A 22329-nucleotide genomic window follows, 5' to 3' on the forward strand; every position below is an offset into this window, starting at 1 on the left:
GAGACAAGCGGAGTAGCGGGTCGAGATTTGGCTTTCGGCAGTACCACCAATAGCGGAAAAAGCCTCAGTACGTTGTCCGCATTTGATAACCCTGATGAAAGGTCATTCGTACGAAAGTGACTGGGGTATTGCGAAACCACGTTGTCCGCTCCAACTGGAACAAAGGTGTTCCGGGCGGAACAGAAAGAAAGTCCTGAAGCGGACCGGTTGCCGGAACAGCTGAGAATGCAATTTCCGCGTTCGAAAAAGGAACCTCGGCCAGCAACCATTCGTTTGGACCGGTGGTCAGAAAGTCCTCATTCATGACGTGCGGTACTGCGGCTGTATTGATCCATCGCTCCTCGAACTGGAAGGGGCGATTGTCAGCATGGTGCATACAGCGCAAATGCAGAATTTGCGTACCCTCGGGCAGCCCGAGTTTGGCTTGTAGCCATGCCGGGCAATCAATCAGTGTACGGCTGACCAACGCATACCGGTATTCTGCATTCATATCTTCAATGGTTTGACGGACTACCGCAATCGGCAATCTGGCCTGTTTGACCGGTGTTGTAACCACACGTGTGCCGCCTTTGCGTTTGCGTGTTACAATACCCTGATCAGCAAGTTCACGCAGAGCTCGATTGACAGTCGCGCGGGCGCAGCCGAACTCGGCGGCCAGTTCCAGTTCGGTGGGTAGCAGGCTGCCTTGCGGCCAAATTCTGGTCTGGATGCGATTCAGAACTTCATCGCGGATATCCTGAAAGCCGACGTTTTTCTGCTCGTTCACATTGTGCTCACTATATTTTCGACCTTATTCATATTATGTCTAGGTTAACGGTGAGATGCAAAGAATTTGACCCAGAACCTTATCAGATTGCAGGATTGTGCGGTTACGCCATGGGCCAATGGTGGCGGGGTAACAACCGAACTTGCCGCGAAGCGGGTCGGTAAACATGTCGTCTGGCGTATCAGTGTGGCCCGGATCGATCAGGATGGGCCATTTTCCCGATTTCCGGGGATGTCGCGCGTACACACGATCATCGAAGGGACCGGGCTTGATTTGCTCGGTGATAGTGGTGTTTTACCAGCGCGGCCATTCCTGCCGGTTTCGTTCGACGGAGCGCTCGCGCTGAATGCGCGTCTGTTGGGCGGGCCGTGTCGTGCGCTCAATGTGATCTACGATCCAAAGATCGTCGTTGTGGTAGTGAACGTTTTTGCAAATGATCAGGAATTCGAAGGGGCTGCGGGCGAGTTCGTCTTTGTCGTCTCGGGAATGGGCCACATGTCAGACAAAACGCAGCTGGTTGCCGGAGACGCAATGACGCTGAACGCCGCTGTTACGGTCAGTCCGGCTGCGGGCTCTAAGATCCTTCGCGTGATTTTCAATAAGACCCGGACCTAAAGCTCAGCAAGAAGCCCACCTATTGCCTGTTTGTAGTTGTTAGCGACTTTGTCGCGCAGGATGTGACGCCCGTTTTGAACCTGGTGTCGGCCTGCGGACCAAAGATCAGTAACGACATTATCTTTGGCGGCAAAGACTAAACCATCCAGCAACTGGTGGGGCTGTAGTGCACAAAGGGCAGGGGCCTGACTGTCGATGGCGACGAGATCAGCCAGCATTCCTTCGGTAATTTGCCCCGCATTGCGACCAAGCGCCTGCGCGCCGCCCATAGCTGCGCCGCGATAAAGGGTTTGTCCGGTCGAGCCTTCGCCGACCACCATCACGTTACGTGACAGGTCGCGCAGTCGTTGCGAGTATTCGAGTGTGCGGAGTTCTTCGGTCATGGAAATCAACACGTTGGAGTCCGATCCCACGCCAAAAGCGCCGCCTGCGCTCAGATAGACAGGGCCGTTGAAAGGCCCGTCGCCCAGGTTGGCTTCTGTCACCGGGCACAGACCGGCAACGGCTTTGCTATGGGCCATGGCGCGAGTCTCTTCGTCAGTCATGTGGGTGGCATGGATCAGGCACCAGTTGGAATCAACCGGGGCATTATCCAGCAGCCATTCGACCGGACGCGCGCCAAGGCCAGCCTGAACTTCCTCAACTTCTCTGGGTTGTTCGGCAATGTGAATATGAATTGGACCGGAACTTTGTGATGCCACAACTTGCGCCAGATCGCGCGGACAGGTGGCGCGCAAGGAGTGTGGCGCGATGCCGACGCGACAGTCGTCGGGAAGACTACCGAGCGCATCCCGCGCCTGCGCGACAAGTTCGCAAAAACGGTCCACATCATTTCCAAAGCGTCTCTGCCCCGCCTCCAGCGGTTTTTCCCCAACTCCTGCATAGCTGTAGAGCACGGGCAGATGGATCAGGCCAATTCCGGTCTCAGCAGCAGCGGCCATGATCCGGTCGCTGAGTTCGCAAAGCCTGTCATAGGGTTGCCCGTTCGGTTGGTGGTGCAGATAATGGAATTCCCCGACCGAGGCGTACCCGGCCTCCTGCATCTCGACATAGACTTGCGCAGCGATGGCCTGAATGTGTTCGGGGTTCAGGCGGGCTGTGAAGCGATACATCAGATCACGCCAAGTCCAGAAACTGTCACGGCCAGCCTGCCGATATTCGGTCATTCCCGCCATGGCACGCTGAAAGGCATGGCTGTGAAGGTTGGCCAAAGCGGGCAGTAGAGTGTCAACGCAGGTGTCGCCGAGTTGCGCGACCGCGTCGGGTGTCAGACGGGCAATACGACCATTTTTGATCTCGAGTCGTAGATTCTCTGCCCAGCCGGCTGCCAGATAGGCCCGTTTTGCGAAAATGACCGTCATCCCTACCTCCGGTTTTATGAATAGACATATGACATAAAGACCTGTACCAGAAAAGAGAGAATTGCACCGAAGAGGGATTCGAATGCAAACCCACGATCAACTGTTCACAGATCTGCACGCTGCCACCATGGTTGGTGCGAATGCATACGGATTGATCGAAGATGCTGCGATTGCCGTGCGTGGGGGCCAGCTTGCATGGGTCGGTCCGAAGACGCAGTTGCCGGAAGAATACGCGACGTTCTCTCAAACCTCGCTGGACGGGCGGCTGGTGACGCCGGCTCTGATCGATTGCCATACCCATGTAGTGCATGGCGGCCACCGCGCGGCTGAGTTTGAGATGCGCCTTAACGGTGCCAGCTATGAAGAGGTGGCCCGCGCGGGTGGTGGGATTATTTCGACCGTGAAAGCCACGCGTGCGGCCAGTAAAGAGGATTTGATTGCGCAGGCCCTGCCGCGCGTGGACGCGATGATCGCCGAAGGGGTTTCGGTGATCGAGGTCAAATCGGGCTATGGGCTTGATCGTGAAACTGAGTTGACCATGCTGCGAACCGCGCGGGCCTTGCAGGAAAGCCGCCCGGTGCGCATTGTAACCAGCTTTCTGGGCGCTCATGCATTGCCCGCCGAGTATGAAGACCGGCCCGAGGCTTATATCGACGAAGTCTGCATTCCGACGCTCCGCGCGGCTCATACCGAGGGATTGGTAGACGCAGTGGACGCCTTTTGCGAAGGGATTGCCTTCCTGCCCGGCCAACTGGTGCCACTGTTTGGCGTTGCCAAGGAACTAGGACTGCCGGTCAAACTGCATGCTGAACAACTGTCCAACCTGGGCGGTACGAAACTTGCTGCAAGCTATGGTGCGCTTTCTGCCGACCACATTGAGTATCTGGACGAAAGCGGTGTCAAAGCCATGGAAGCGGCAGGCACGGTGGCCGTGATCCTGCCCGGGGCTTTCTACACCCTGCGCGAGACGCAACAACCGCCAATTGATCTGTTGCGCAAGTACGACGTGCCAATGGCCCTTGCGACCGACTGCAATCCGGGCTCGGCTCCGATGACGTCGCTTTTGCTTGCGATGAACATGGGGTGCACCTTGTTTCGAATGACACCCGAGGAAGCATTGAAAGGTGTCACCGTAAATGCCGCGCGTGCACTGGGCCTGAGAGACTGCGGCAGGATCGTCCAAGGCCTGCGGGCGGATCTGGCTGTCTGGAATGTCACTCACCCGGCCGAGCTTGCCTACCGCATCGGTTTTAATCCCCTTCACGCCCGCATATTCGGAGGCGCATTTTGACCACTCTGACGTTAACTCCCGGCGCTGTGTCTCTGGCGCATCTGGAACAGGTTTTTCGCCAGGAATGCGCCGTTCGACTGAACCCGGATTGCAGGCCTGCCATAGCTGCGGCGCACGCTCGCATCATTGAGGCGGCGACTGGCGAAGCCGCCGTTTACGGGGTCAACACGGGTTTTGGAAAACTGGCAAGCGTCAAGATCGCGGCCGAGGATACCGCGACGCTGCAACGCAACCTGATCCTGTCCCATTGCTGTGGCGTCGGACCAGCGATCCCGCGTGCAGTTGCGCGGCTTATGATGGTGCTTAAACTGCTCAGCCTCGGACGTGGCGCGTCGGGTGTGCGGTTGGAACTGATTGACCTGCTGGAAGCGATGCTGGCCGCAGGCGTGACACCGGTGATCCCGGCACAAGGGTCTGTTGGCGCTTCGGGTGATTTGGCACCGCTTTCGCACATGGCAGCCGTCATGATGGGCGAGGGCGAGGCTGAGTTTGGCGGTACCGTTATGTCTGGCGGCGATGCACTGACAGCGGCAGGTTTGACCCCGGTCGAACTTGGTCCCAAAGAAGGTCTGGCGCTGATCAACGGCACTCAGTTTTCGACGGCGTTTGCGCTGGCGGGGCTTTTCGGCGCTTGGCGGGCGGCGCAAAGCGCTTTGGTCACTTCAGCCCTGACAACTGATGCGATTATGGGGTCTACCGTGCCTTTGCAGCCCGAAATTCACGCCTTGCGTGGTCACCGGGGCCAGATCGAAGCGGGCGCAACCATGCGCGCGCTACTGGCTGGGTCGGTCATTCGCGAAAGCCATCGGGACGGTGATACGCGGGTTCAGGACCCGTACTGCATCCGCTGCCAGCCGCAGGTTGTTGGTGCCGCGATGGATGTGCTGCGTCAGGCTTCGGTGACACTGGAAACCGAAGCCAACGCCGCCACCGATAACCCTCTGGTTCTGGCCGAGGCCGGGTTGATCGTATCAGGCGGAAACTTTCATGCAGAACCGGTCGGGTTTGCCGCCGACATGATTGCTCTGGCAGTGGCCGAGATCGGGGCGATTGCGCAGCGACGCATCGCGCTGATCGTCGATCCGGTGCTCAGCTTTGATTTGCCTCCGTTTTTGACACCCAACCCCGGTTTGAACTCTGGCCTGATGATTGCCGAAGTCACGACAGCCGCACTGATGAGCGAAAACAAGCATCTGGCCAATCCTTGCGTCACGGATTCAACACCGACTTCGGCCAATCAGGAAGATCACGTGTCAATGGCCGCCCATGGCGCACGGCGGCTGGGGCAAATGGTGACCAATCTGGAACGTATCCTGGGGGTCGAGTTGCTGTGCGCAACGCAAGGGGTTGAATATCGCGCGCCGCTGCCAACCAGTGAAAGCCTTCAAGGTGTCATGGCGCGTCTGCGTTCTGTTGTACCGGCGTTGGAAGATGACAGGTACATGGCAAATGACATCGAAGCAGCCTCGGCCCTTATTGCAAGCGGTGAGATTTCCGATGGCGCTGGTGTCGCCATGCCGGAGCTTGGCGCATGACTGATCCAGTCGAAGTAGTTCAGGGCGATAGTCCAATTGTTTTGGGCCTGCCTCACACGGGCACTTATGTGCCTGCGGCGATTGATGCCAAACTGAATGCTCGGGGTCGGGCGCTGACAGATACGGATTGGCACATCCACATGCTCTACGACGGGCTTTTGCCCGGTGCTACCACGGTGCGGGCCACCTTTCATCGCTATGTGATCGATGCCAATCGTGACCCAGGCGGTACTTCTCTTTACCCTGGCCAAAACACGACGACCTTGGTGCCGCTTACGGATTTCGACGGGCAGGATATCTGGGACATCCTTCCAACTGAAAAAGATACCATTGAACGACGTGACGCATTTCATGCGCCATATCATGCCGCTTTGCTGGCCGAACTGGAGAGGGTGAAGGCGATCCATGGCATCGCTGTGCTGTATGATTGCCACTCAATCCGCAGCCGCATTCCTTTTCTGTTCGACGGCGTTTTGCCCGACATGAACATTGGAACAAATAACGGGATGACCTGTGCACCGGAAATCGAAACAATTGCACATGAATTCGCCTCTTCATCCCCTTTCAGCACCGTTTTGAACGGGCGCTTCAAAGGCGGGTGGACGACACGGCACTACGGACGCCCGGATAACGGTATTCACGCGATCCAGATGGAGCTGGCGCAGTCGACCTACCTGACATCAGAAACGCCACCCTGGACTTTTGACACCGCCAAAGCCACCCGTCTCCGGCGTTGGTTGAAAGACATTCTAGACGTCCTCAATGACACAGCATTGGAGCTTGCCCGATGACCGATCCTCGCAAAAACACCCGTGACATCTTTCCACCCACCGGACCTGAACTGAACGCCAAAAGCTGGATGACCGAAGCGCCGTTGCGGATGATGATGAATAACCTGCATCCTGACGTGGCCGAAAACCCGCATGAGCTGGTGGTCTATGGCGGGATTGGCCGCGCGGCACGGACGTGGAAGGATTTTGACACCATCGTTGCCAGCCTGAAAGATCTGGAAGAGGATGAAACTCTGGTCGTCCAGTCCGGCAAGCCGGTTGCCATTGTTCGCACCCATAGCGATGCACCCCGCGTATTGATTGCAAACTCGAACCTTGTGCCGCACTGGGCCAATTGGGACCACTTCAACGAACTCGATAAGAAAGGTCTGATGATGTACGGCCAGATGACCGCTGGCTCGTGGATCTATATTGGTACACAGGGCATCGTGCAGGGCACTTATGAAACTTTTGCCGAGGCCGGGCGTCAGCACTATGGCGGCGACCTGACAGGTAAGTGGATCCTGACCGGGGGACTGGGTGGAATGGGCGGCGCGCAGCCTCTGGCCGCTGTCTTTGCAGGGGCTTGTTGTCTGGCCGTGGAATGCAACCCGGACAGCATCGACTTTCGCTTGCGTACAAAATACCTGGACGAAAAAGCCGAGACGCTGGACGAAGCGCTGGCAATGATTGATCGCTGGACCAGGGCGGGCGAAGCGAAATCCGTTGGTTTGTTGGGAAATGCCGCTGAAATCTTCCCGGAAATCTACGCCCGGATGCAAGCTGGCGGGATGCGCCCGGATATTGTCACGGATCAGACCAGTGCCCACGATCCGGTAAACGGCTACCTGCCGCTTGGTTGGACCATGGCGCAATGGAAAGACAAGCGCGAAAGTGACCCGAAGGCGGTCGAAAAGGCTGCACGTGCTTCGATGAAGCAACACGTCGCTGCAATGGTGGACTTCTGGAACGCGGGCGTGCCGACGTTGGATTACGGCAACAACATCCGACAGGTGGCTCAGGATGAGGGGTTGGAGAACGCTTTTGCCTTCCCCGGCTTCGTACCCGCCTATATTCGCCCGCTGTTTTGTCGGGGTATCGGACCCTTCCGCTGGTGCGCGTTGTCCGGTGACCCTGAAGATATCTACAAGACAGACGCCAAGATGAAGGAACTGTTCCCCGACAATACCCATCTGCACAACTGGTTGGACATGGCGCAGGAGCGTATTGCGTTTCAGGGCCTGCCGGCGCGGATCTGTTGGATTGGGCTAGGAGATCGCCACAAGGCCGGGCTGGCGTTCAACGAGATGGTTAGAAACGGCGAATTGAAAGCTCCGGTCGTCATCGGCCGAGACCATCTTGACAGTGGTTCTGTCGCCTCACCTAACCGCGAGACCGAGGCGATGAAGGACGGTTCGGACGCTGTTTCGGACTGGCCGCTGCTGAACGCGCTTGTCAATACGGCATCGGGTGCAACGTGGGTTTCGCTGCATCACGGCGGCGGAGTTGGCATGGGGTTCAGTCAGCATGCAGGCGTCGTCATCTGCGCAGACGGAACCGATGCCGCCGCCAAGCGATTGGAGAGGGTGCTCTGGAATGACCCCGCGTCGGGGGTTTGGCGTCACGCGGACGCCGGGTACGAGGACGCGAAAGCCTGCGCTCGTGAACATGGGCTGCGATTGCCGGGCATTTTGGGCTGATTACCACGCCAACCTTTGTTTTGTCGGTTTGCCTTAGCGCTAACGTCACATTTTCCGGTTTCGAACCGGTGCTGTTTCGGCTAGGGCTAAGCCGTTCAACAACCCCGTGGGGTTGAAGGCAACTGACAAAGGTGGCTACCCGTTGCTCGATATTGCACATGTCCGCTCGGTGATTTCGGACGTTTATGACCTTGCCCCATCGGCCACTCTGGCCAATGAGATGAAAGAAACGTTTGCCCGCATGGATCGCGTGGTCAGCCCACCAGATTGGGCAATCTACGCGCCTTACGTGCGAGCCATCAATACGCTCAAGAAAGAGCGTAATGCCGTGATCCTTGGGCACAATTACATGACGCCCGAGATTTTTCACGGTGTGTCCGATTTCGTTGGGGACAGTTTGCAGCTTGCGATCAAGGCCAGTGAAGTCGAAGAAGATGTGATCGTTCAGGCCGGTGTTCATTTCATGGCCGAGACATCGAAAATCCTCAGCCCTCAGAAGACTGTGCTGATGCCCGACATGGAAGCCGGTTGTTCATTGGCAGAATCGATCACCGCTGAGGGAATCGATGAAATGCGCGCCAAATACCCCGGCGCGCCGGTTGTGTCCTATGTAAACACCACTGCCGAGGTCAAAGCAGCTTCGGATATCTGCTGCACCTCTTCGAACGCGCTTCAGATCGTCAACGCCATGGAAAGTGATACGGTCATCATGACGCCGGATCAGTACCTGGCGCAAAATGTTGCCAATCAAAGCCACAAGAACGTGGTGTATTGGCCCGGCTCTTGCATTGTGCACGAACAATATACGGCACAGGACCTGCGCGACTTCCGCGAATGGAACCCGGGAACACGGCTGATCGCGCATCCTGAATGCCCGCCGGATGTGGTGGCCGAGGCAGACTATTCCGGCTCGACCAGCGGCATCATCAAATACGTGCATGATGAAAAGCCGAAAAAGGCGATGCTGATCACCGAGTGTTCGATGGCATCCAACATTGCCGATGAATTGCCCGAGGTCGAATTTGTAGGGCCATGCAACATGTGCCCGTATATGAAGAAAATCACGCTTGAAAAGATCCTCTTCGCCCTGCACACGATGGAAGGGCAGGTCGAGGTCGCCGAAGATGTGGCTGAAAAGGCGCGAAAATCCGTTCAGGCGATGATTGATCTGTCCCGCAAGCTCGGCATTTGATCTGAAATGACCAAAGTCACCACGGATCGCGTCATTATTGTGGGGGCTGGCATCGGCGCGCTTTATGCAGCATTGAAGCTCGCGCCGCGGCCAGTGGTTGTAATCTCACCCGATGTTTTGGGCGAAGGTGCAAGTTCCTCATGGGCGCAAGGCGGTGTGGCCGCGGCAATGGATTTGTCGGATAGCCCGGAAAGCCACAGCCTGGACACCGTCAAGGCTGGCGCGGGAATAGTCGTTCCGGCCGTTGCCGATCTGGTCACGCGCGAGGCTCGGCAATATATCCTTGACCTGACGATATTGGGCACACCATTCGATCGCACCAAGGATGGCAGTTACGTGTTGTCACGCGAAGCGGCGCATAGCTTCGCCCGTGTCGTACGGGTGAAGGGGGATCAGGCAGGTAGTGAAATCATGGCTGCCCTGATCGAACGGGTGCATGAAACACCCTCGGTTCAAGTGTTGGAAGGTGTCCTTGCCACGGCGCTGGACGTATCAAACGGTCGGGTGACAGGTGTCACGGTTCAGGACGCATCAGAAACAGGGTCCGAGCCCGTTACGATCTGCGGGCCTGCCGTATTGCTTGCCGGGGGTGGCTCTGGCGGGTTGTATGCCTTGACGACCAATCCGGCACGCATTCGCGGGCAGGTCATCGGGATGGCCGCACGTGCTGGTGCGCTTATTGCTGACGCCGAATTCGTTCAGTTTCATCCGACGGCAATGGATGTTGGTGAAGATCCGGCTCCGCTGGCAACCGAGGCGTTGCGCGGCGAAGGGGCAACGCTGATCAACAATAAGGGTGACCGGTTCATGTTATCCGTTCACCCGGACGCAGAACTCGCCCCGCGAGACGTCGTTGCGCGTGCAATTTTTGCCGAAGTGCAGGCGGGTAACCGACCCATGCTGGACACCCGTACCGCATTAGGCTCGAAGATAACGGACCTGTTCCCGGCAGTTGCCGAATACTGCGCGCGCAATGGTATCGACCCGGTCAACGAACCGATTCCGGTCGCACCGGCAGCGCATTATCACATGGGTGGTATTGCCACCGACACTGACGGTCGCGCGACACTTGACGGGCTTTGGGTCTGCGGCGAGGCATCTTCGACCGGCCTTCACGGCGCCAACCGGCTGGCCTCGAACGGGCTGCTTGAGGCGCTTGTCTTTGCGCGCATCTGCGCCGAAAGCATCGGGGCATCCGTTCCGGTGGTGTCAAATGCCGACCCCGTTACATTGCAGTTTGTCCATGTGGTGACTCCAGACACGACAAGGGCTATCCAGGAGTTGCGCGAAACCATGACGCGCGACGTTGGTGTTGTCCGGGACCGGACGGGCCTAATCCGTGCTCTGCAAACTATTGCGCATTTGGAGGCGCAGCACGATGCCTGCCCGTCATTTTGCAACATGTGTGCCACCGCGACCCTGATCGCTGCTGCTGCTTTGTACCGTGAAGAAAGCCGCGGTGCACACAAGCGATCCGATTTTCCAAAAGCCAATGATGGGCCCGGAGAGCGGTTCCGGATGTATTTGTCCGAAGCAATGAGCATTCGGGCCAAAGCCTGCGAGGAAGTGTCATGACATATGCGATCCTGCCAGATCTGATCCTGGAACCCATGGTCCGCGCTGCGCTGATGGAGGATCTGGGAAGCTACGGTGATGTGACAACTCGCGCGGTTATTCCGCAGGAAACAACCTATACAGCCAGACTGAACGCGCGCGAAAACGCCGTCGTGTCGGGGATGCAGGTCGCCGCAATCGCGTTCCGGCTTGTGGACCCGTCGCTTGAGGTTGACGTGCGGATCAACGATGGTTCGCGTTGCGCACGCGGTGATACACTGATGACCATCAAGGGCTCTGCCGCATCGATCCTGTCCGGCGAACGTGTCGCTCTGAACTTTGCCGGGCGCCTGACGGGTATTGCCACAAAGACAGCCGCATTTGTGGAGCAGACCAACGGCACTACGGCCCGCATGACCTGCACGCGCAAAACCACGCCAGGCCTGCGCATCGTGGAAAAACAGGCCGTGCTGCACGGTGGCGGTTTCAACCACCGCTATTCCTTATCAGATGCGATCCTGATCAAGGACAACCACATTGCTGCGGCAGGCGGTATCCGTCAGGTTCTTGAAGCCGCCAAGGCGCAGGCCAGTCACATGATGGCGGTCGAGATTGAAGTTGATCGACTGGACCAGCTTGCCGAAGTGCTGGACGTTGGCGGTGCTTCAGTGGTTTTGCTGGACAACATGGACAATGACATGCTGCGAGAAGCGGTTGCCATGGTGGGCGGGCGGTTGAAGACCGAAGCCAGCGGCAATGTGACGTTGGAACGGGTCGCATCAATTGCGGCGACAGGGGTGGATTACATCTCGTCCGGTGCCTTGACGCATTCCGCCCGCACCGTCGATCTGGGGCTCGATTTCTGAAGGCGCGGCATTTCCGCTTGATTTATGATCGTTTGCGCCAACACAGTTGCGTATTCAAGTTTTATCGATAATAAATCCACAGCAACGCAAGCTGCAGAAAGTTTTATAGATAAAATGATCATCCCACACTCCGGCTGGACCCGTAAAACTGCGCAAGCTATTCACGATCTTCCGTTGATGGATCTTTTGTTTCGTGCGCAGACCGTGCATCGCGAAAACTTTGATCCGAACCAGATCCAGACCTCGAAGCTATTGTCGATCAAGACTGGTGGCTGCGCTGAGGATTGCGCCTATTGCTCGCAATCAGCCCGCAATGGATCAACCTTGCCCGCGTCGAAGCTGATCGAGGTTCAGCGCGTTCTGACCGAGGCCAAAAAAGCCCGCGATGGCGGCGCGACCCGGTTTTGCATGGGGGCGGCGTGGCGCGAGCCAAAGGCGCGCGATATGGATGCGCTGGTCGCGATGGTCGAGGGCGTCAAGGAACTGGGTATGGAAACCTGCATGACGCTGGGTATGCTCGACGACACCCAGGTGGTGCAGCTGCGCGATGCCGGTTTGGACTATTACAATCACAACATCGACACCTCGGAACGTTATTACTCCGAAGTCATCACCACCCGTACTTTTGCGGATCGGATCGATACGATGAACCGGGTGCAGGAAGCCGGGATCAAGGTTTGCTCGGGCGGCATTCTCGGGATGGGTGAACATACTGGCGACCGTATCGACATGTTGCTGACATTGGCCAACATGACGCCTCCACCTGACTCGGTGCCGATCAATATGTTGATGCCGCAGGCCGATACCCCGCTTGCCGACGCCGAGCCGATCGATCCGATCGACTTTGTGCGGATCATTGCAACGGCCCGCATTCTGATGCCCAAGTCCTATGTGCGGCTTTCGGCCGGACGCAGCGACATGAGTGACGAGATGCAGGCGATGTGCTTTTTCGCCGGTGCCAACTCGATCTTTGTTGGCGAAACGCTACTGACAGCAGAAAACCCCGAAGAAGACACCGACGCGGTCCTGTTTGCCAAACTTGGCCTGCAAGCTGAAAAAGCCGAAACGCGAAACTGCACGGAAGCTGCCGAATGAAAGCAGTCAACCGACTGGAATCGATGCTTGATGCGCTTCAAGCCCGGCACCGCCGCCGGGCCTTGATCCCGACGCAAGGGCTGGATTTCGCGTCGAATGACTATCTGGGTCTTGCCGGTTCTCAAGTGTTACAGCGCGCGGCACATGATGCGCTGTCGCGGGGTGTGCCTGTAGGTTCGGGAGGTTCACGTCTGTTGCGGGGCAACCACCCTGAACATGAAGCACTGGAAAAGGAAGCGGCCGCATTCTTTGGAGCTGAGGCCGCGCTGTTCATGGGAGGCGGGTTCCAGGCCAATCAGGCAATCTTCTCCACGTTGCCTGCGGCTGAGGATTTGGTCCTTTATGACGCGCTGGTCCACGCGAGCGCCCATGAAGGTATGCGGTCCAGCCGCGCGGATCTGCGTGCCTTCCGTCACAATGATGTTGCGGATGCACGCAACGTATTGCGCGACTGGCAATCTACAGGCGGTTCGGGTCAGGTCTGGATTGCGGTCGAAAGCGTGTATTCCATGGAAGGTGACCTGCCGCCGCTGGAAGACCTGTCCGTACTTGCGCGCGAAGCTGATGCAGTTTTGGTTGTTGATGAGGCCCACGCCACCGGCGTTTTCGGAGAGCGAGGCCGGGGTCTTGCGCATGACCTGAACGCTGATCTGCTAACATTGCATACCTGTGGTAAAGGGCTTGGTGTTTCAGGCGGGCTGATCTGCGGTCCGCGCGTGATGATAGATACCCTGATCAACCGTGCTCGTCCCTTCATCTTTGCGACCGCTCCGTCGCCTTTGAACGCTGCTCTGGTTCGTGCTGCGCTACGGGAACTGGCCGAGGATGTCAGTCTGGTTGAAGGCGCGCATGAACGTATGCGCCATGCCCATGACACCGCACGGGAACTGGGGTTGCCCGCAGCCGCGTTGAACAGCCAGATCATCCCGGTTGTACTGGGAGATGACGAGCGCACAATGGCGATGGCGGCCACTTTGCAGCAGCAGGGTTTTGACGTTCGGGGCATCCGCCCGCCCACTGTCCCAAAAGGCACATCCCGTTTGCGCGTCTCGATTACCGGAAATGTCACCCTTCAGGATATCACGGCCTTGTTCACCACTATCTCAATCTGTCAGTCGGAGGCCGCATGAGCGCGCTGATCGTTACCGGAACCGACACAGGTGTTGGAAAAACCGTGTTTTCGGCTGGTCTGGCGGCAGCGTTGCAGGCCCGGTACTGGAAACCTGTTCAGTCTGGTCTTGAGGATGTTACAGACACTGAAACCGTCAGCGCGCTGAGCGGTGCCGAGGTCCTGCCCGAAGCGTACCGGCTGAACATGCCCGCCTCACCGCATCTGTCTGCCGAAGACATGGGCGTTGAGATTGACCTCTCGCGTCTTGAAATTCCGAAAGTGGACGGGCCTCTGGTTGTCGAAGGGGCAGGGGGCCTCATGGTACCGCTGAACCGCCAGTCCTTCTTTCTGGACGTGATTGCCGGATGGCAGGCTCCGGTTGTTCTTGTTGCGCGCACCGCCTTGGGAACGATCAACCACACCACATTGTCCCTAATGGCGCTTCGGGCTGCTGGCTGCGAGGTTGTCGGCGTCGTATTCGTGGGTGACCCCGTGCCGGACGTAGAGCAAACCATCGTCGAGATGTGTAAAGTGCATCATCTGGGACGCCTGCCATTTCTGAGCGACCTGACACCGCAGCGCCTGAACAGCGCATTTTCGGCAATCGATGTGGCGACCATTCGGAGGTTCTTGTGACCCCGTTGGAATTTGATGCGTGCCACCTGTGGCACCCTTATACACATGTGCTTGAACCCGGCCCGATGCACCTGATTACCGGGGCAGAAGGTGTCTGGCTGACGCGTGCTGATGGCGTCAGAATGATCGACGCAATGTCGTCCTGGTGGTGTACGGTGCATGGCCACAGGCACCCGGCCATCATCGATGCGATGCAAAAGCAGCTGAATACACTGCCGCATGTGATGTTTGGCGGTCTGACCCACGAACCCGCCGTGGAACTCGGGCGCAGGTTGGTCGACCTTCTGCCAGATGGCCTGGATCGCATTTTCTACAGCGACAGCGGCTCGGTCGCGATTGAAGTCGCGTTGAAGATGGCAGTCCAGTACCAGATTGCCAAAGGCCGGGGCGAACGGTCTGAATTTGCCACGATCCGGGGTGGCTATCATGGCGACACATGGAAAGCGATGAGCGTTTGTGATCCCGTCAACGGGATGCATGGTCTGTTTCGCGGTGCGTTGTCGATCCAGCACTTTCTGCCACGCCCTCACATCCAGTTCGGCGATGTGTGGCTCAACAATCCATCCGAGAACGGGTTGGAGGCGCTAGAGGCGTTGCTGAACGACAAAGGCAACAGGATTGCCGCACTGATCCTTGAACCGGTGGTGCAGGGCGCGGGTGGAATGTATTTCTATCATCCCGCATGGTTGCGCGGGGCGCGTGCTTTGTGTGATGCGCATGACGTTTTGCTGATCTTTGATGAAATCGCGACTGGATTCGGACGCAGCGGCGAAATGTTTGCAATGGATCACGCGGGGGTGGTTCCGGATATCCTGTGTCTTGGTAAGGCGCTGACCGGTGGGCATATCACCTTGGCCACCACTATCGCGACCGAGGCTGTCGCGCGTGGGATCGGGGAAAGTGAGGCCGGAGTTTTGATGCACGGTCCCACCTACATGGCCAACCCTTTGGCTTGTTCGGCAGGGGTGGCGAGCCTTGACCAGTTGCAACAGCGAAACTGGAAGCAGGAAGTTGCATCACTCTCGCAGCAGATGAAGGTCGAACTCGCCCCCGCGCGCAATCTGCCCGGTGTTGCAGATGTGCGCGTGCTTGGCGCAATCGGCGTTATCGAGATGGAAGAGCGAGTCGACCCCTCCATCGCACATGGATTGGCCGCGGAAACCGGTGTTTGGCTGCGCCCGTTCGCTCGCAATATTTATTGCATGCCCCCCTATGTCATTTCACCTGACGAACTGAGCAGGGTAACGTCCGCGATGCTGGCTCTGGCTGGGGGGCAGAAATGAAAAGCCGTTGGCTGGCGCGATCAGGTGACAGTACTCTGACCCTTGTGTTCGGTGGATGGGCATTGGGCGATGCTCCGTTCCGGGGTCTTGCGGGGGGCGGGAATATCCTGTTGGTGGAAGGTTACACCAGCCTCGATGATCCCCTGCCCGATCTCTCCCGTTTCGATCACATAGACATGCTGGCCTTTTCCTTTGGTGTCGCGTCGGCTGCGCATTGGCTGGCGTGCTCGGGGTTTCGTCCCGACCGTTTGATCGCCATCAGCGGCACTTTGCACCCGGCGTGCCCGGAGCGTGGCATTGCGCCTGACATGACCAAGGCAACAGCGGCTCAGCTTTCCGAGCGCAGCTTCGCCAAGTTCTGCCGCCGTGCGGGGTTGCCAGGCGAGCCCCCGGAACTGGACATCGCAGCGTCGCAACAGGAGCTATTTGCCGTGATCCAACGTGGGTCTGCCCCTGATCCGGGTTTTGACAGGGTGTGGATACCCACAAACGACCGGATCATTCCGACATCGGCCCAAGAAACGGCATGGGCCTCAACCTCGGCCCGAGTCGAGCATGTGGCGGGGCCGCACGTACCATTCCTACGGGGGCAAAGTTGGGCGAGTTGGGTATCATGACAGCGCAACTGGCAGAAAGGGTGCAGCGGAGCTTTAGCCGAAGCTTTCAAACCTACCACGACACGGCAAATCAGCAAGCCTGGGTCGCAGGCAAGCTGGTGTCCGAACTGCGTCGTGCCGGAGCCCCGGACCGCTTTGAAACTGTCTTCGAGCTGGGATGTGGCACAGGGCATCTGACCCGTCTGATGCGACAAAAATTTCACCTGCCAAACCTCATATTGAACGACATCGCGCCGCAGGCTCAGGCAACGGCTGATGCGGAACAGGCCAAGTTCATTGCCGGTGATGCACGTGAAGTTCACTGGCCTTCCCGGATTGATCTGATCGCCTCGGCTTCGATGATCCAATGGATGGAAAGCCCGTTGCAATTGCTTCACAAAGCGATGGACGCGCTGGAGCCCGGCGGGTGGTTGGCGGTTTCGGGTTTTGGCCCTCAGCAATATCAAGAGCTTAGTCAGATTGGATCAACTGCCCGTGCACCGGGACTTACTACTCCGGCTGCTCTTGCCGCGGCTGTCGACGGCCCGATGCAGATATTGGCCGTTGGTGAAAGCCTGAGGCAAACCTATTTCGATACGCCCCGCGAGGTACTTAGGTATTTGCGAAGAACAGGTGTAAACGGCAGGGCGCAAGGGACATGGACCAAGTCCACGCTGGCTCGGTTCGAAAACGAATACGCTAAGGAGTTCGGCACGGATCGCGGAGTCTCACTGACATATCATCCCGTGTGGATCATTGCCCGGAAGCGATAGGTGCTTATTCTGCCGTGGCCTAACGTGATTTGTGAGCCTGCCAGACGGTCGCAATCTCCGCAGCCACGGCCCTCGGCCTTGAAGCGATTGTCACCAGTTCATTTTTTCGGGTTTTTGCAGGCAATCAAATCTCATGTGCCCAGGGCGGTTCTGCCCCGGCGCGTGATACTGTTACGGCGGCAACAGTTGCGCCCAACGCCATGGCCGCCCGCAAGCTTTCAGAGGTCAGATTGCGCAGCCCCTGCTTTGTCAAATGCCCTGCGCGGCTGAGTTCAGTCAGAACACCAGCGTTAAACGTGTCGCCCGCGCCGATTGTGTCGACAACCTGAACAGGTTTCACAGGAACCGAAACCTTGGATCCGTCGGCCAGGTACCCATTCGCCCCGTCGCCACCCCTGGTCACGATGAGGGCTGACGGACCGGTCTGCAACAAAAGAGACGCTTTGGCGGCCTCGGGTTCGGCTCCCGGGATGATCCAGTCAAGATCTTCGTCTGAAACCTTCACAATATCGGACTGCGCAATCATGCGGTTCAGACGGGTTCGATACCGGGTCTGATCCTTGATGAAGCCCGGTCGGATATTCGGATCCAACATCACTGCGCGATCCGCTCCGTGGCGATTCAGAAGTGAGGCATAGGCATCCGCGCAGGGTTCACATGCCAGACTGATACCCCCAAGATATAAGGCGGACACGGCTGTAAGCTGGTCTGGCATGTCCTCGGGTTGCAGCATTCGTCCGGCGGTGTTTTCATCAACAAAGCTGTAAGTGGCGTGACCGTCTTTAAGCTGTACAAAGGCAAGGGTCGTGGGGCGGTCAGAGACAATCACATGTGACGTGTCAACATGGCTTGAATTCAGCGCCTTTGTAATTTGTTGGCCAAACATGTCAGACGACACGCCGGTCAGCATTCCGACGGAAACACCCAGACGACCGACTGCGACCGCCGTGTTCAATATCGCCCCACCTGTGTGCGGTACAAATCCTTGTGCGCCCGACGCTGTCGGCTCGGAAATCATGTCGATCAGGGCTTCACCACAGCACAGGATCATTTCGTAGTCCTTTTCAGAATTTTTTGTCAGGAAGACTTGCTATCGCATCAAAGCGTTCTTGCAGAAATTGTTCGCCCCGATGATGCCGAATTCTGCTTGCTCGGACACATACAGGTTCAATGAGCGGCGCAGTTCGCTGAAACGGCCACCGCCGTTGAACGCCTCTCTGAACTCATCACCGAATAACCAGCGGTTCTTTTCTGCGACACCGCCAACAAGAAACACTCCGCCTGCAGGCATCAGTGTGACAGCCATGTCGCCCATCAAAGCCCCCAGATGGGTGTTGAACATCCGAGCGGCCTGTACCGCGATTGGGTCAGAACGGTCGCGGGCATCAAGCAGAATGTCTTTCGCCGAGCGCGTTGGGGTCTGTATATGGCCTGCCGCCAGCCCGATCGCCTGATAGAGGATAGGCAAGCCCGTACCGCTCAGGAACATTTCAGCTTCCAGCGCGAGGCTGTCACCAAAGAAACACTCGGGCGCAATGCTGCGGGCTGCTTCAAAGATGTCAACTTCGTCGCGGTGACGCGGATACAGACCCACATGCCCACCTTCACCAGAGACTGTGTGATAGTGGCCCTCGGAAAACAGCAACGCCCCCACGCCAAGCCCTGTGCCGGGGCCCACCACCAATCGCGTGCCTGCTGGCGGTGTCGCGTGACCTTGCAAGACGGCAACATCTTTCTGGGTTACTTCTGCCACCGACCACGCTGCAGCGGTGAAATCATTAATTACAAACGTATGACTGGCACCAGTGGCCTTGGCCAATTCGGCCTCGGACAGGTCCAGATTGGCATTTGTCAGCCGAATCGTGCCGTTTCGGACAGGGCCCGCCCCCGCCGCCACCACTGCCTGCGGATTTGTTCCGATTTCATCCCGAAGCGCGTGAAACGCTTCAAGCAGATCTTCCAGTGTCCCCGTCGGGCGCTTGCGCAGGTCTGTCAGCTCTCCGTTCGTAACCACGCCCAGCCGTGTGTTGGTGCCCCCTATGTCAGCAACCAGATTCCAATGCTCATGCACCGCACCGGATGGTTGCGCTAACGGCTGAGAGACGTTCTGACCCCCGGAAAGGGCAGACTTGAGCGCCATGAACGACGCTTTTGGTGTTCTCTCAAGCGTTTCAATACTCACGTCCACCAGTCTAAACCTTCTTCCACGTCCGAAGGCCATTCGCATATGTCACAGTAGTGACCAGACAAAACAGCCCTTTACCGGAACATCTTGTGCCAAAGCGTCCCGTACGGCGGTCAGGTGTCGGTCGAGATAATCGATGCGATCATCGTTCTGAAGACGTTCCGCGCTCGCCATACCGGTTTCGGTGATACAGATTGGTGGCCCTCTCGTATAGCCCTTCATTGTTCGGATCAGAAATCGGTTGAGGGTAAATGGCTCGATTTCCCACCCCATCTGGGTTTTGGGCAAAGGCTCGGCGCTTTATTCAGGGTTGGCCGTACGGATCGCATCTATACGGCGCTTGACATGGTTATAATTCATAATCCACCTTAATTGAAACGTTTCAATGGTGAGGGATGCGAGTTTCTGCCCAACTCTACACAGTGCGACAATGCGGTGATCTTGCAGATCAACTGCAATTGGTTGCGGCCTGCGGGTATTCAGATGTCGAAACCACCGGCTTGCATGGCCTGACCCCCGCTCAGATGGCTGGCATTATTATCGGGTCAGGCCTTACTGTTCGGTCAGCACATTTTGATTGGGAAGAGTTTGAAGGGCGATTTACGGATATCGTCGAAGTATTAAACCTAATGGAATGCCGGGTGGCTGTCATGCCTTGGCTGGCGCCCCAGGTGCGGCCCGACGCTGCCGAGGGATGGAGGGCGGTGTCGGGCCAGTTGTCCAAATGGGCAAACCAACTGACAGATCATGGTATCAGCCTTGCGTATCACAATCATGATTTTGATCTTATCGGTGAGGCTGGCGACACACCTCTTGACCTGATCCTTTCCGGCGGAGATGTCTTTTGGCAGCCAGATATCGGTTGGCTGGTTGCGGCTGGCCTGGATCCGGCGGACGCGATCCGCCGCAACGCCAATCGAATCCTGTCCGTGCATGCAAAGGATATCGACCCAGCAGGCGGAACAGGTGACGTGCGCTGGCGCGATATGGGCGAAGGCGTGGTTGACTGGCACGCAACCCTGCGCGCGCTTGCCTCGACCAACTGCACGGACCTGTTTGTCGAACATGACGAAACCGATGATCACGTGCGCACCCTGCAAACGGGTCGGTCATTTTTGACGGAACAACTGGCAGGGTTTGGGTGATGGCGCGGGCGACGATTAAATCGATTGCCAGAAGTACCGGGTATTCGGTTGGCACAGTCTCGAATGCCTTGCGGGGTTCCGTATCGGTAAAACGGGAAACCCGGGAAGAGATTCAGAAAGTTGCATCGGATCTGGGATATCGGGTAAATCTGGATGGCCTGAAGCTGCGCACCAATAAATCCTATCGAATCGCGGTTATGGTCCGTGTTTCGAACGATGCCGCGGAAGAGTGGGAAGGTGTAGAGTTTACGCGAATTCTGGCCGGAATATCCAATGCACTAATGGGATCACGCTATCAGCTGAGCGTATTCAGCGCATGTGATGGCGAGGCCGCGCTGCAAACGTTGAAGTCCATCGTGCAGGAAGGGCAGGCTGATGGCGTGATCTTTTCCGGCACGCGTGTTCATGATGAACGCGTCGCGTATCTGCAGGGGCAAGGCTTTCCTTTTGTCACATACGGCATGAGCGACAGCCCTCAACCGCATCCTTATGTGGATCTCGACAGTCAGGCAGCGGCCTATGATGCCACGACCCGGCTGCTTGCGCTGGGGCATCGTCGCATCGCTTTGATAAACCCGCCGGATGACCTGATCTATGCACAGCAACGCCGCCGGGGTTATGCTGATGCGCTGTCAGAATGCGGTGTGGAGTTCGATCCGACACTGGTTTCCACCGGCCCGACCACTGCGGAATCCGGTCAGCAGAAATTTGCGACGCTTATGCAGTTGCCGAAACCGCCGAGCGCAATCATCTGCGCCAATGAGGCCATAACCCTTGGGGCGCTGTCAGCTGCCGACAAAGCCGGAGTGCAGGTTGGCAGGGACGTTGTGGTCATCTCGAACGACGACTTGAAGCTCAGCCAGTATTTTGTACCGCCACCCAGCACTTATTACTTGCCGATTGCTGAAACAAGCCGTCTGCTGGGTGAGTACATGTTGAAAGCTTTGGACGGGGTCGATCCGTCCGAGATTCAGAAAAAGATCAGGGCCACATTGATCGAGCGACAACCTGACACCCCGGCGCCGGATGCGGCGCAGACCACCTGATCCAACAAAGGAGTACCTGAACATGATTAAAAACCTACTTGCCGCTGCCACACTCACGACACTTATGGCTCCAGCGGTTATTGCTGCCGACCTGGAAGGTCGTGTTCTGAAAATCGGAACCGATGCGACATACCCACCGATGGAAACCGTGGATGAAACAACCGGAGAGATCGTGGGCTTTGACGTCGATGTGATGAATGCGATCTGTGAGAAGGTCAATTGCGTTCCCAACTTCGTAAACACCGCCTGGGACGGTATCTTTGCGGCTCTTCAGCAGGGCGAGTTCGATCTGGTTATCTCGGGCGTGTCGATCACCCCGGAACGCGAAGAAACCATGGATTTTTCCGAGCCTTACATCGTTGTCAGCCAGGCCATTCTGTTGCAGGTCGATAATGCTGACATGACACTTGAGGATTTCAAAGCCGGTGGCCAGAAACTGGCCGCGCAAACCGCGACGACCAACGCCCAATTGGCGGAAGAGCTTGTCGGGCGCGAGAATGTCAGCCTTTACGACAACTTCTCGGCCGCCATTCTGGCGCTTCAGAACGCAGACGTCCAGGGCGTGATCATCGATGGCACATCGGCGGCGGCCTACGAACAGGAATTTGCGGGCGAATTGACTGTTGGCATCACAGGCCTGCAATCCGACCCGTTAGGCATCGTGTTTCAGGAAGGCGATCCGACAGTGGATGCAATTAACGCTGGTCTGAAAGCCATTCAGGAGGATGGAACGCTGGACGAGCTGACAGCCAAGTACTGGGGCACCAACTGATCCATTAGCGCCCTTTTTTGGTCCGGCGGCCAGTGCC

Annotated in this window: 22 protein-coding genes; 17 read left to right on the plus strand and 5 right to left on the minus strand. The window is 57.4% G+C overall.

From position 1 onward, the window contains the following. Positions 1-64 precede the first annotated feature (64 nt). Entirely contained in the window at positions 65-766 is a 702-nt protein-coding gene (locus tag ACR0D9_RS13230) for a GntR family transcriptional regulator (RefSeq protein WP_480539086.1), read from the minus strand. A 66-nt stretch (positions 767-832) separates the two neighbouring features. On the opposite strand from ACR0D9_RS13230, the gene ACR0D9_RS13235 reads away from it, so the two are divergent. Beyond that, positions 833-1381, plus strand: coding sequence for a HutD/Ves family protein (locus ACR0D9_RS13235; protein WP_480539088.1), 549 nt, complete (start codon positions 833-835; stop codon positions 1379-1381). On the opposite strand, the gene ACR0D9_RS13240 is transcribed toward ACR0D9_RS13235, so the two are convergent. Beyond that, positions 1378-2742 (minus strand): formimidoylglutamate deiminase, encoded by a 1365-nt coding sequence (locus tag ACR0D9_RS13240; RefSeq protein ID WP_480539090.1) that lies wholly within the window; start codon positions 2740-2742, stop codon positions 1378-1380. The genes ACR0D9_RS13235 and ACR0D9_RS13240 overlap by 4 nt on opposite strands. 82 nt (positions 2743-2824) lie before the next feature. Here ACR0D9_RS13240 and hutI point away from each other — a divergent pair, with 82 nt between their 5' ends. The 13 genes from hutI (at position 2825) to ACR0D9_RS13305 (ending at position 17144) form a co-directional block, all read left to right on the plus strand. After that, positions 2825-4033: an imidazolonepropionase gene (hutI, locus tag ACR0D9_RS13245; RefSeq protein WP_480539092.1), complete on the plus strand. Its 1209-nt coding sequence runs from the start codon at positions 2825-2827 to the stop codon at positions 4031-4033. After that, positions 4030-5568 carry a histidine ammonia-lyase gene (gene hutH, locus ACR0D9_RS13250; protein ID WP_480539094.1) on the plus strand — a complete coding sequence of 513 codons (1539 nt, stop codon included), beginning with the start codon at positions 4030-4032 and terminating at the stop codon, positions 5566-5568. Before hutI ends, hutH begins: the two co-directional genes overlap by 4 nt. After that, positions 5565-6359, plus strand: a complete 795-nt coding sequence (gene hutG / locus ACR0D9_RS13255; protein ID WP_480539096.1) for an N-formylglutamate deformylase — start codon at positions 5565-5567, stop codon at positions 6357-6359. Before hutH ends, hutG begins: the two co-directional genes overlap by 4 nt. Then, on the plus strand, positions 6356-8038 hold the full coding sequence (gene hutU, locus ACR0D9_RS13260) for a urocanate hydratase (RefSeq protein ID WP_480487358.1): 1683 nt from the start codon (positions 6356-6358) through the stop codon (positions 8036-8038). The genes hutG and hutU overlap by 4 nt, the downstream gene beginning before the upstream one ends. A gap of 142 nt (positions 8039-8180) precedes the next feature. Further along, entirely contained in the window at positions 8181-9230 is a 1050-nt protein-coding gene (gene nadA / locus ACR0D9_RS13265; RefSeq protein WP_480483638.1) for a quinolinate synthase NadA, read from the plus strand. Between the two features lie 6 nt (positions 9231-9236). Continuing rightward, the gene (locus tag ACR0D9_RS13270) at positions 9237-10805 is read left to right on the plus strand and encodes an L-aspartate oxidase (protein WP_480539098.1); all 1569 of its coding nucleotides are present in this window, start codon (positions 9237-9239) and stop codon (positions 10803-10805) included. Continuing rightward, positions 10802-11650 (plus strand): carboxylating nicotinate-nucleotide diphosphorylase, encoded by an 849-nt coding sequence (nadC, locus tag ACR0D9_RS13275; RefSeq protein ID WP_480483640.1) that lies wholly within the window; start codon positions 10802-10804, stop codon positions 11648-11650. The genes ACR0D9_RS13270 and nadC overlap by 4 nt, the downstream gene beginning before the upstream one ends. 114 nt (positions 11651-11764) lie before the next feature. Then, positions 11765-12745: a biotin synthase BioB gene (gene bioB, locus ACR0D9_RS13280; protein WP_209507670.1), complete on the plus strand. Its 981-nt coding sequence runs from the start codon at positions 11765-11767 to the stop codon at positions 12743-12745. Next, positions 12742-13875 (plus strand): 8-amino-7-oxononanoate synthase, encoded by a 1134-nt coding sequence (locus ACR0D9_RS13285; protein ID WP_480539100.1) that lies wholly within the window; start codon positions 12742-12744, stop codon positions 13873-13875. Before bioB ends, ACR0D9_RS13285 begins: the two co-directional genes overlap by 4 nt. Further along, positions 13872-14492: a dethiobiotin synthase gene (bioD, locus tag ACR0D9_RS13290; RefSeq protein ID WP_480487368.1), complete on the plus strand. Its 621-nt coding sequence runs from the start codon at positions 13872-13874 to the stop codon at positions 14490-14492. Before ACR0D9_RS13285 ends, bioD begins: the two co-directional genes overlap by 4 nt. Then, positions 14489-15775: an adenosylmethionine--8-amino-7-oxononanoate transaminase gene (bioA, locus tag ACR0D9_RS13295; RefSeq protein WP_480487370.1), complete on the plus strand. Its 1287-nt coding sequence runs from the start codon at positions 14489-14491 to the stop codon at positions 15773-15775. Before bioD ends, bioA begins: the two co-directional genes overlap by 4 nt. Further along, complete coding sequence (locus ACR0D9_RS13300; RefSeq protein ID WP_480487372.1) at positions 15772-16392, plus strand: pimeloyl-ACP methyl esterase BioG family protein; 621 nt, start codon at positions 15772-15774, stop codon at positions 16390-16392. The genes bioA and ACR0D9_RS13300 overlap by 4 nt, the downstream gene beginning before the upstream one ends. Further along, a complete protein-coding gene (locus ACR0D9_RS13305) occupies positions 16389-17144 on the plus strand; it encodes a methyltransferase domain-containing protein (RefSeq protein ID WP_480487374.1) in 756 nt (251 codons plus the stop codon). Before ACR0D9_RS13300 ends, ACR0D9_RS13305 begins: the two co-directional genes overlap by 4 nt. A gap of 124 nt (positions 17145-17268) precedes the next feature. Here ACR0D9_RS13305 and ACR0D9_RS13310 read toward each other — a convergent pair whose 3' ends face one another. The 3 genes from ACR0D9_RS13310 to ACR0D9_RS13320 are packed head-to-tail and all read right to left on the minus strand — an operon-like array spanning position 17269 to position 19617. Then, positions 17269-18195: a carbohydrate kinase family protein gene (locus ACR0D9_RS13310; protein ID WP_480487376.1), complete on the minus strand. Its 927-nt coding sequence runs from the start codon at positions 18193-18195 to the stop codon at positions 17269-17271. 39 nt (positions 18196-18234) lie between these two features. Beyond that, the gene (locus tag ACR0D9_RS13315; protein ID WP_480487378.1) at positions 18235-19332 is read right to left on the minus strand and encodes a glucokinase; all 1098 of its coding nucleotides are present in this window, start codon (positions 19330-19332) and stop codon (positions 18235-18237) included. Between the two features lie 42 nt (positions 19333-19374). Next, entirely contained in the window at positions 19375-19617 is a 243-nt protein-coding gene (locus ACR0D9_RS13320) for a family 1 glycosylhydrolase (RefSeq protein WP_480487380.1), read from the minus strand. 107 nt (positions 19618-19724) lie between these two features. Here ACR0D9_RS13320 and ACR0D9_RS13325 point away from each other — a divergent pair, with 107 nt between their 5' ends. Genes ACR0D9_RS13325 through ACR0D9_RS13335 form a run of 3 tightly spaced genes read left to right on the plus strand, consistent with a single transcriptional unit; the run spans position 19725 to position 22292 of the window. After that, positions 19725-20474 carry a sugar phosphate isomerase/epimerase family protein gene (locus tag ACR0D9_RS13325; protein ID WP_480539102.1) on the plus strand — a complete coding sequence of 250 codons (750 nt, stop codon included), beginning with the start codon at positions 19725-19727 and terminating at the stop codon, positions 20472-20474. After that, positions 20474-21520 carry a LacI family DNA-binding transcriptional regulator gene (locus ACR0D9_RS13330; RefSeq protein ID WP_480539104.1) on the plus strand — a complete coding sequence of 349 codons (1047 nt, stop codon included), beginning with the start codon at positions 20474-20476 and terminating at the stop codon, positions 21518-21520. The genes ACR0D9_RS13325 and ACR0D9_RS13330 overlap by 1 nt, the downstream gene beginning before the upstream one ends. A gap of 22 nt (positions 21521-21542) precedes the next feature. Next, a complete protein-coding gene (locus tag ACR0D9_RS13335; protein WP_480487386.1) occupies positions 21543-22292 on the plus strand; it encodes a basic amino acid ABC transporter substrate-binding protein in 750 nt (249 codons plus the stop codon). The last annotated feature ends 37 nt before the right edge of the window (positions 22293-22329 follow it).

The sequence above is a fragment of the Ruegeria sp. AK11 genome, from assembly GCF_056541095.1.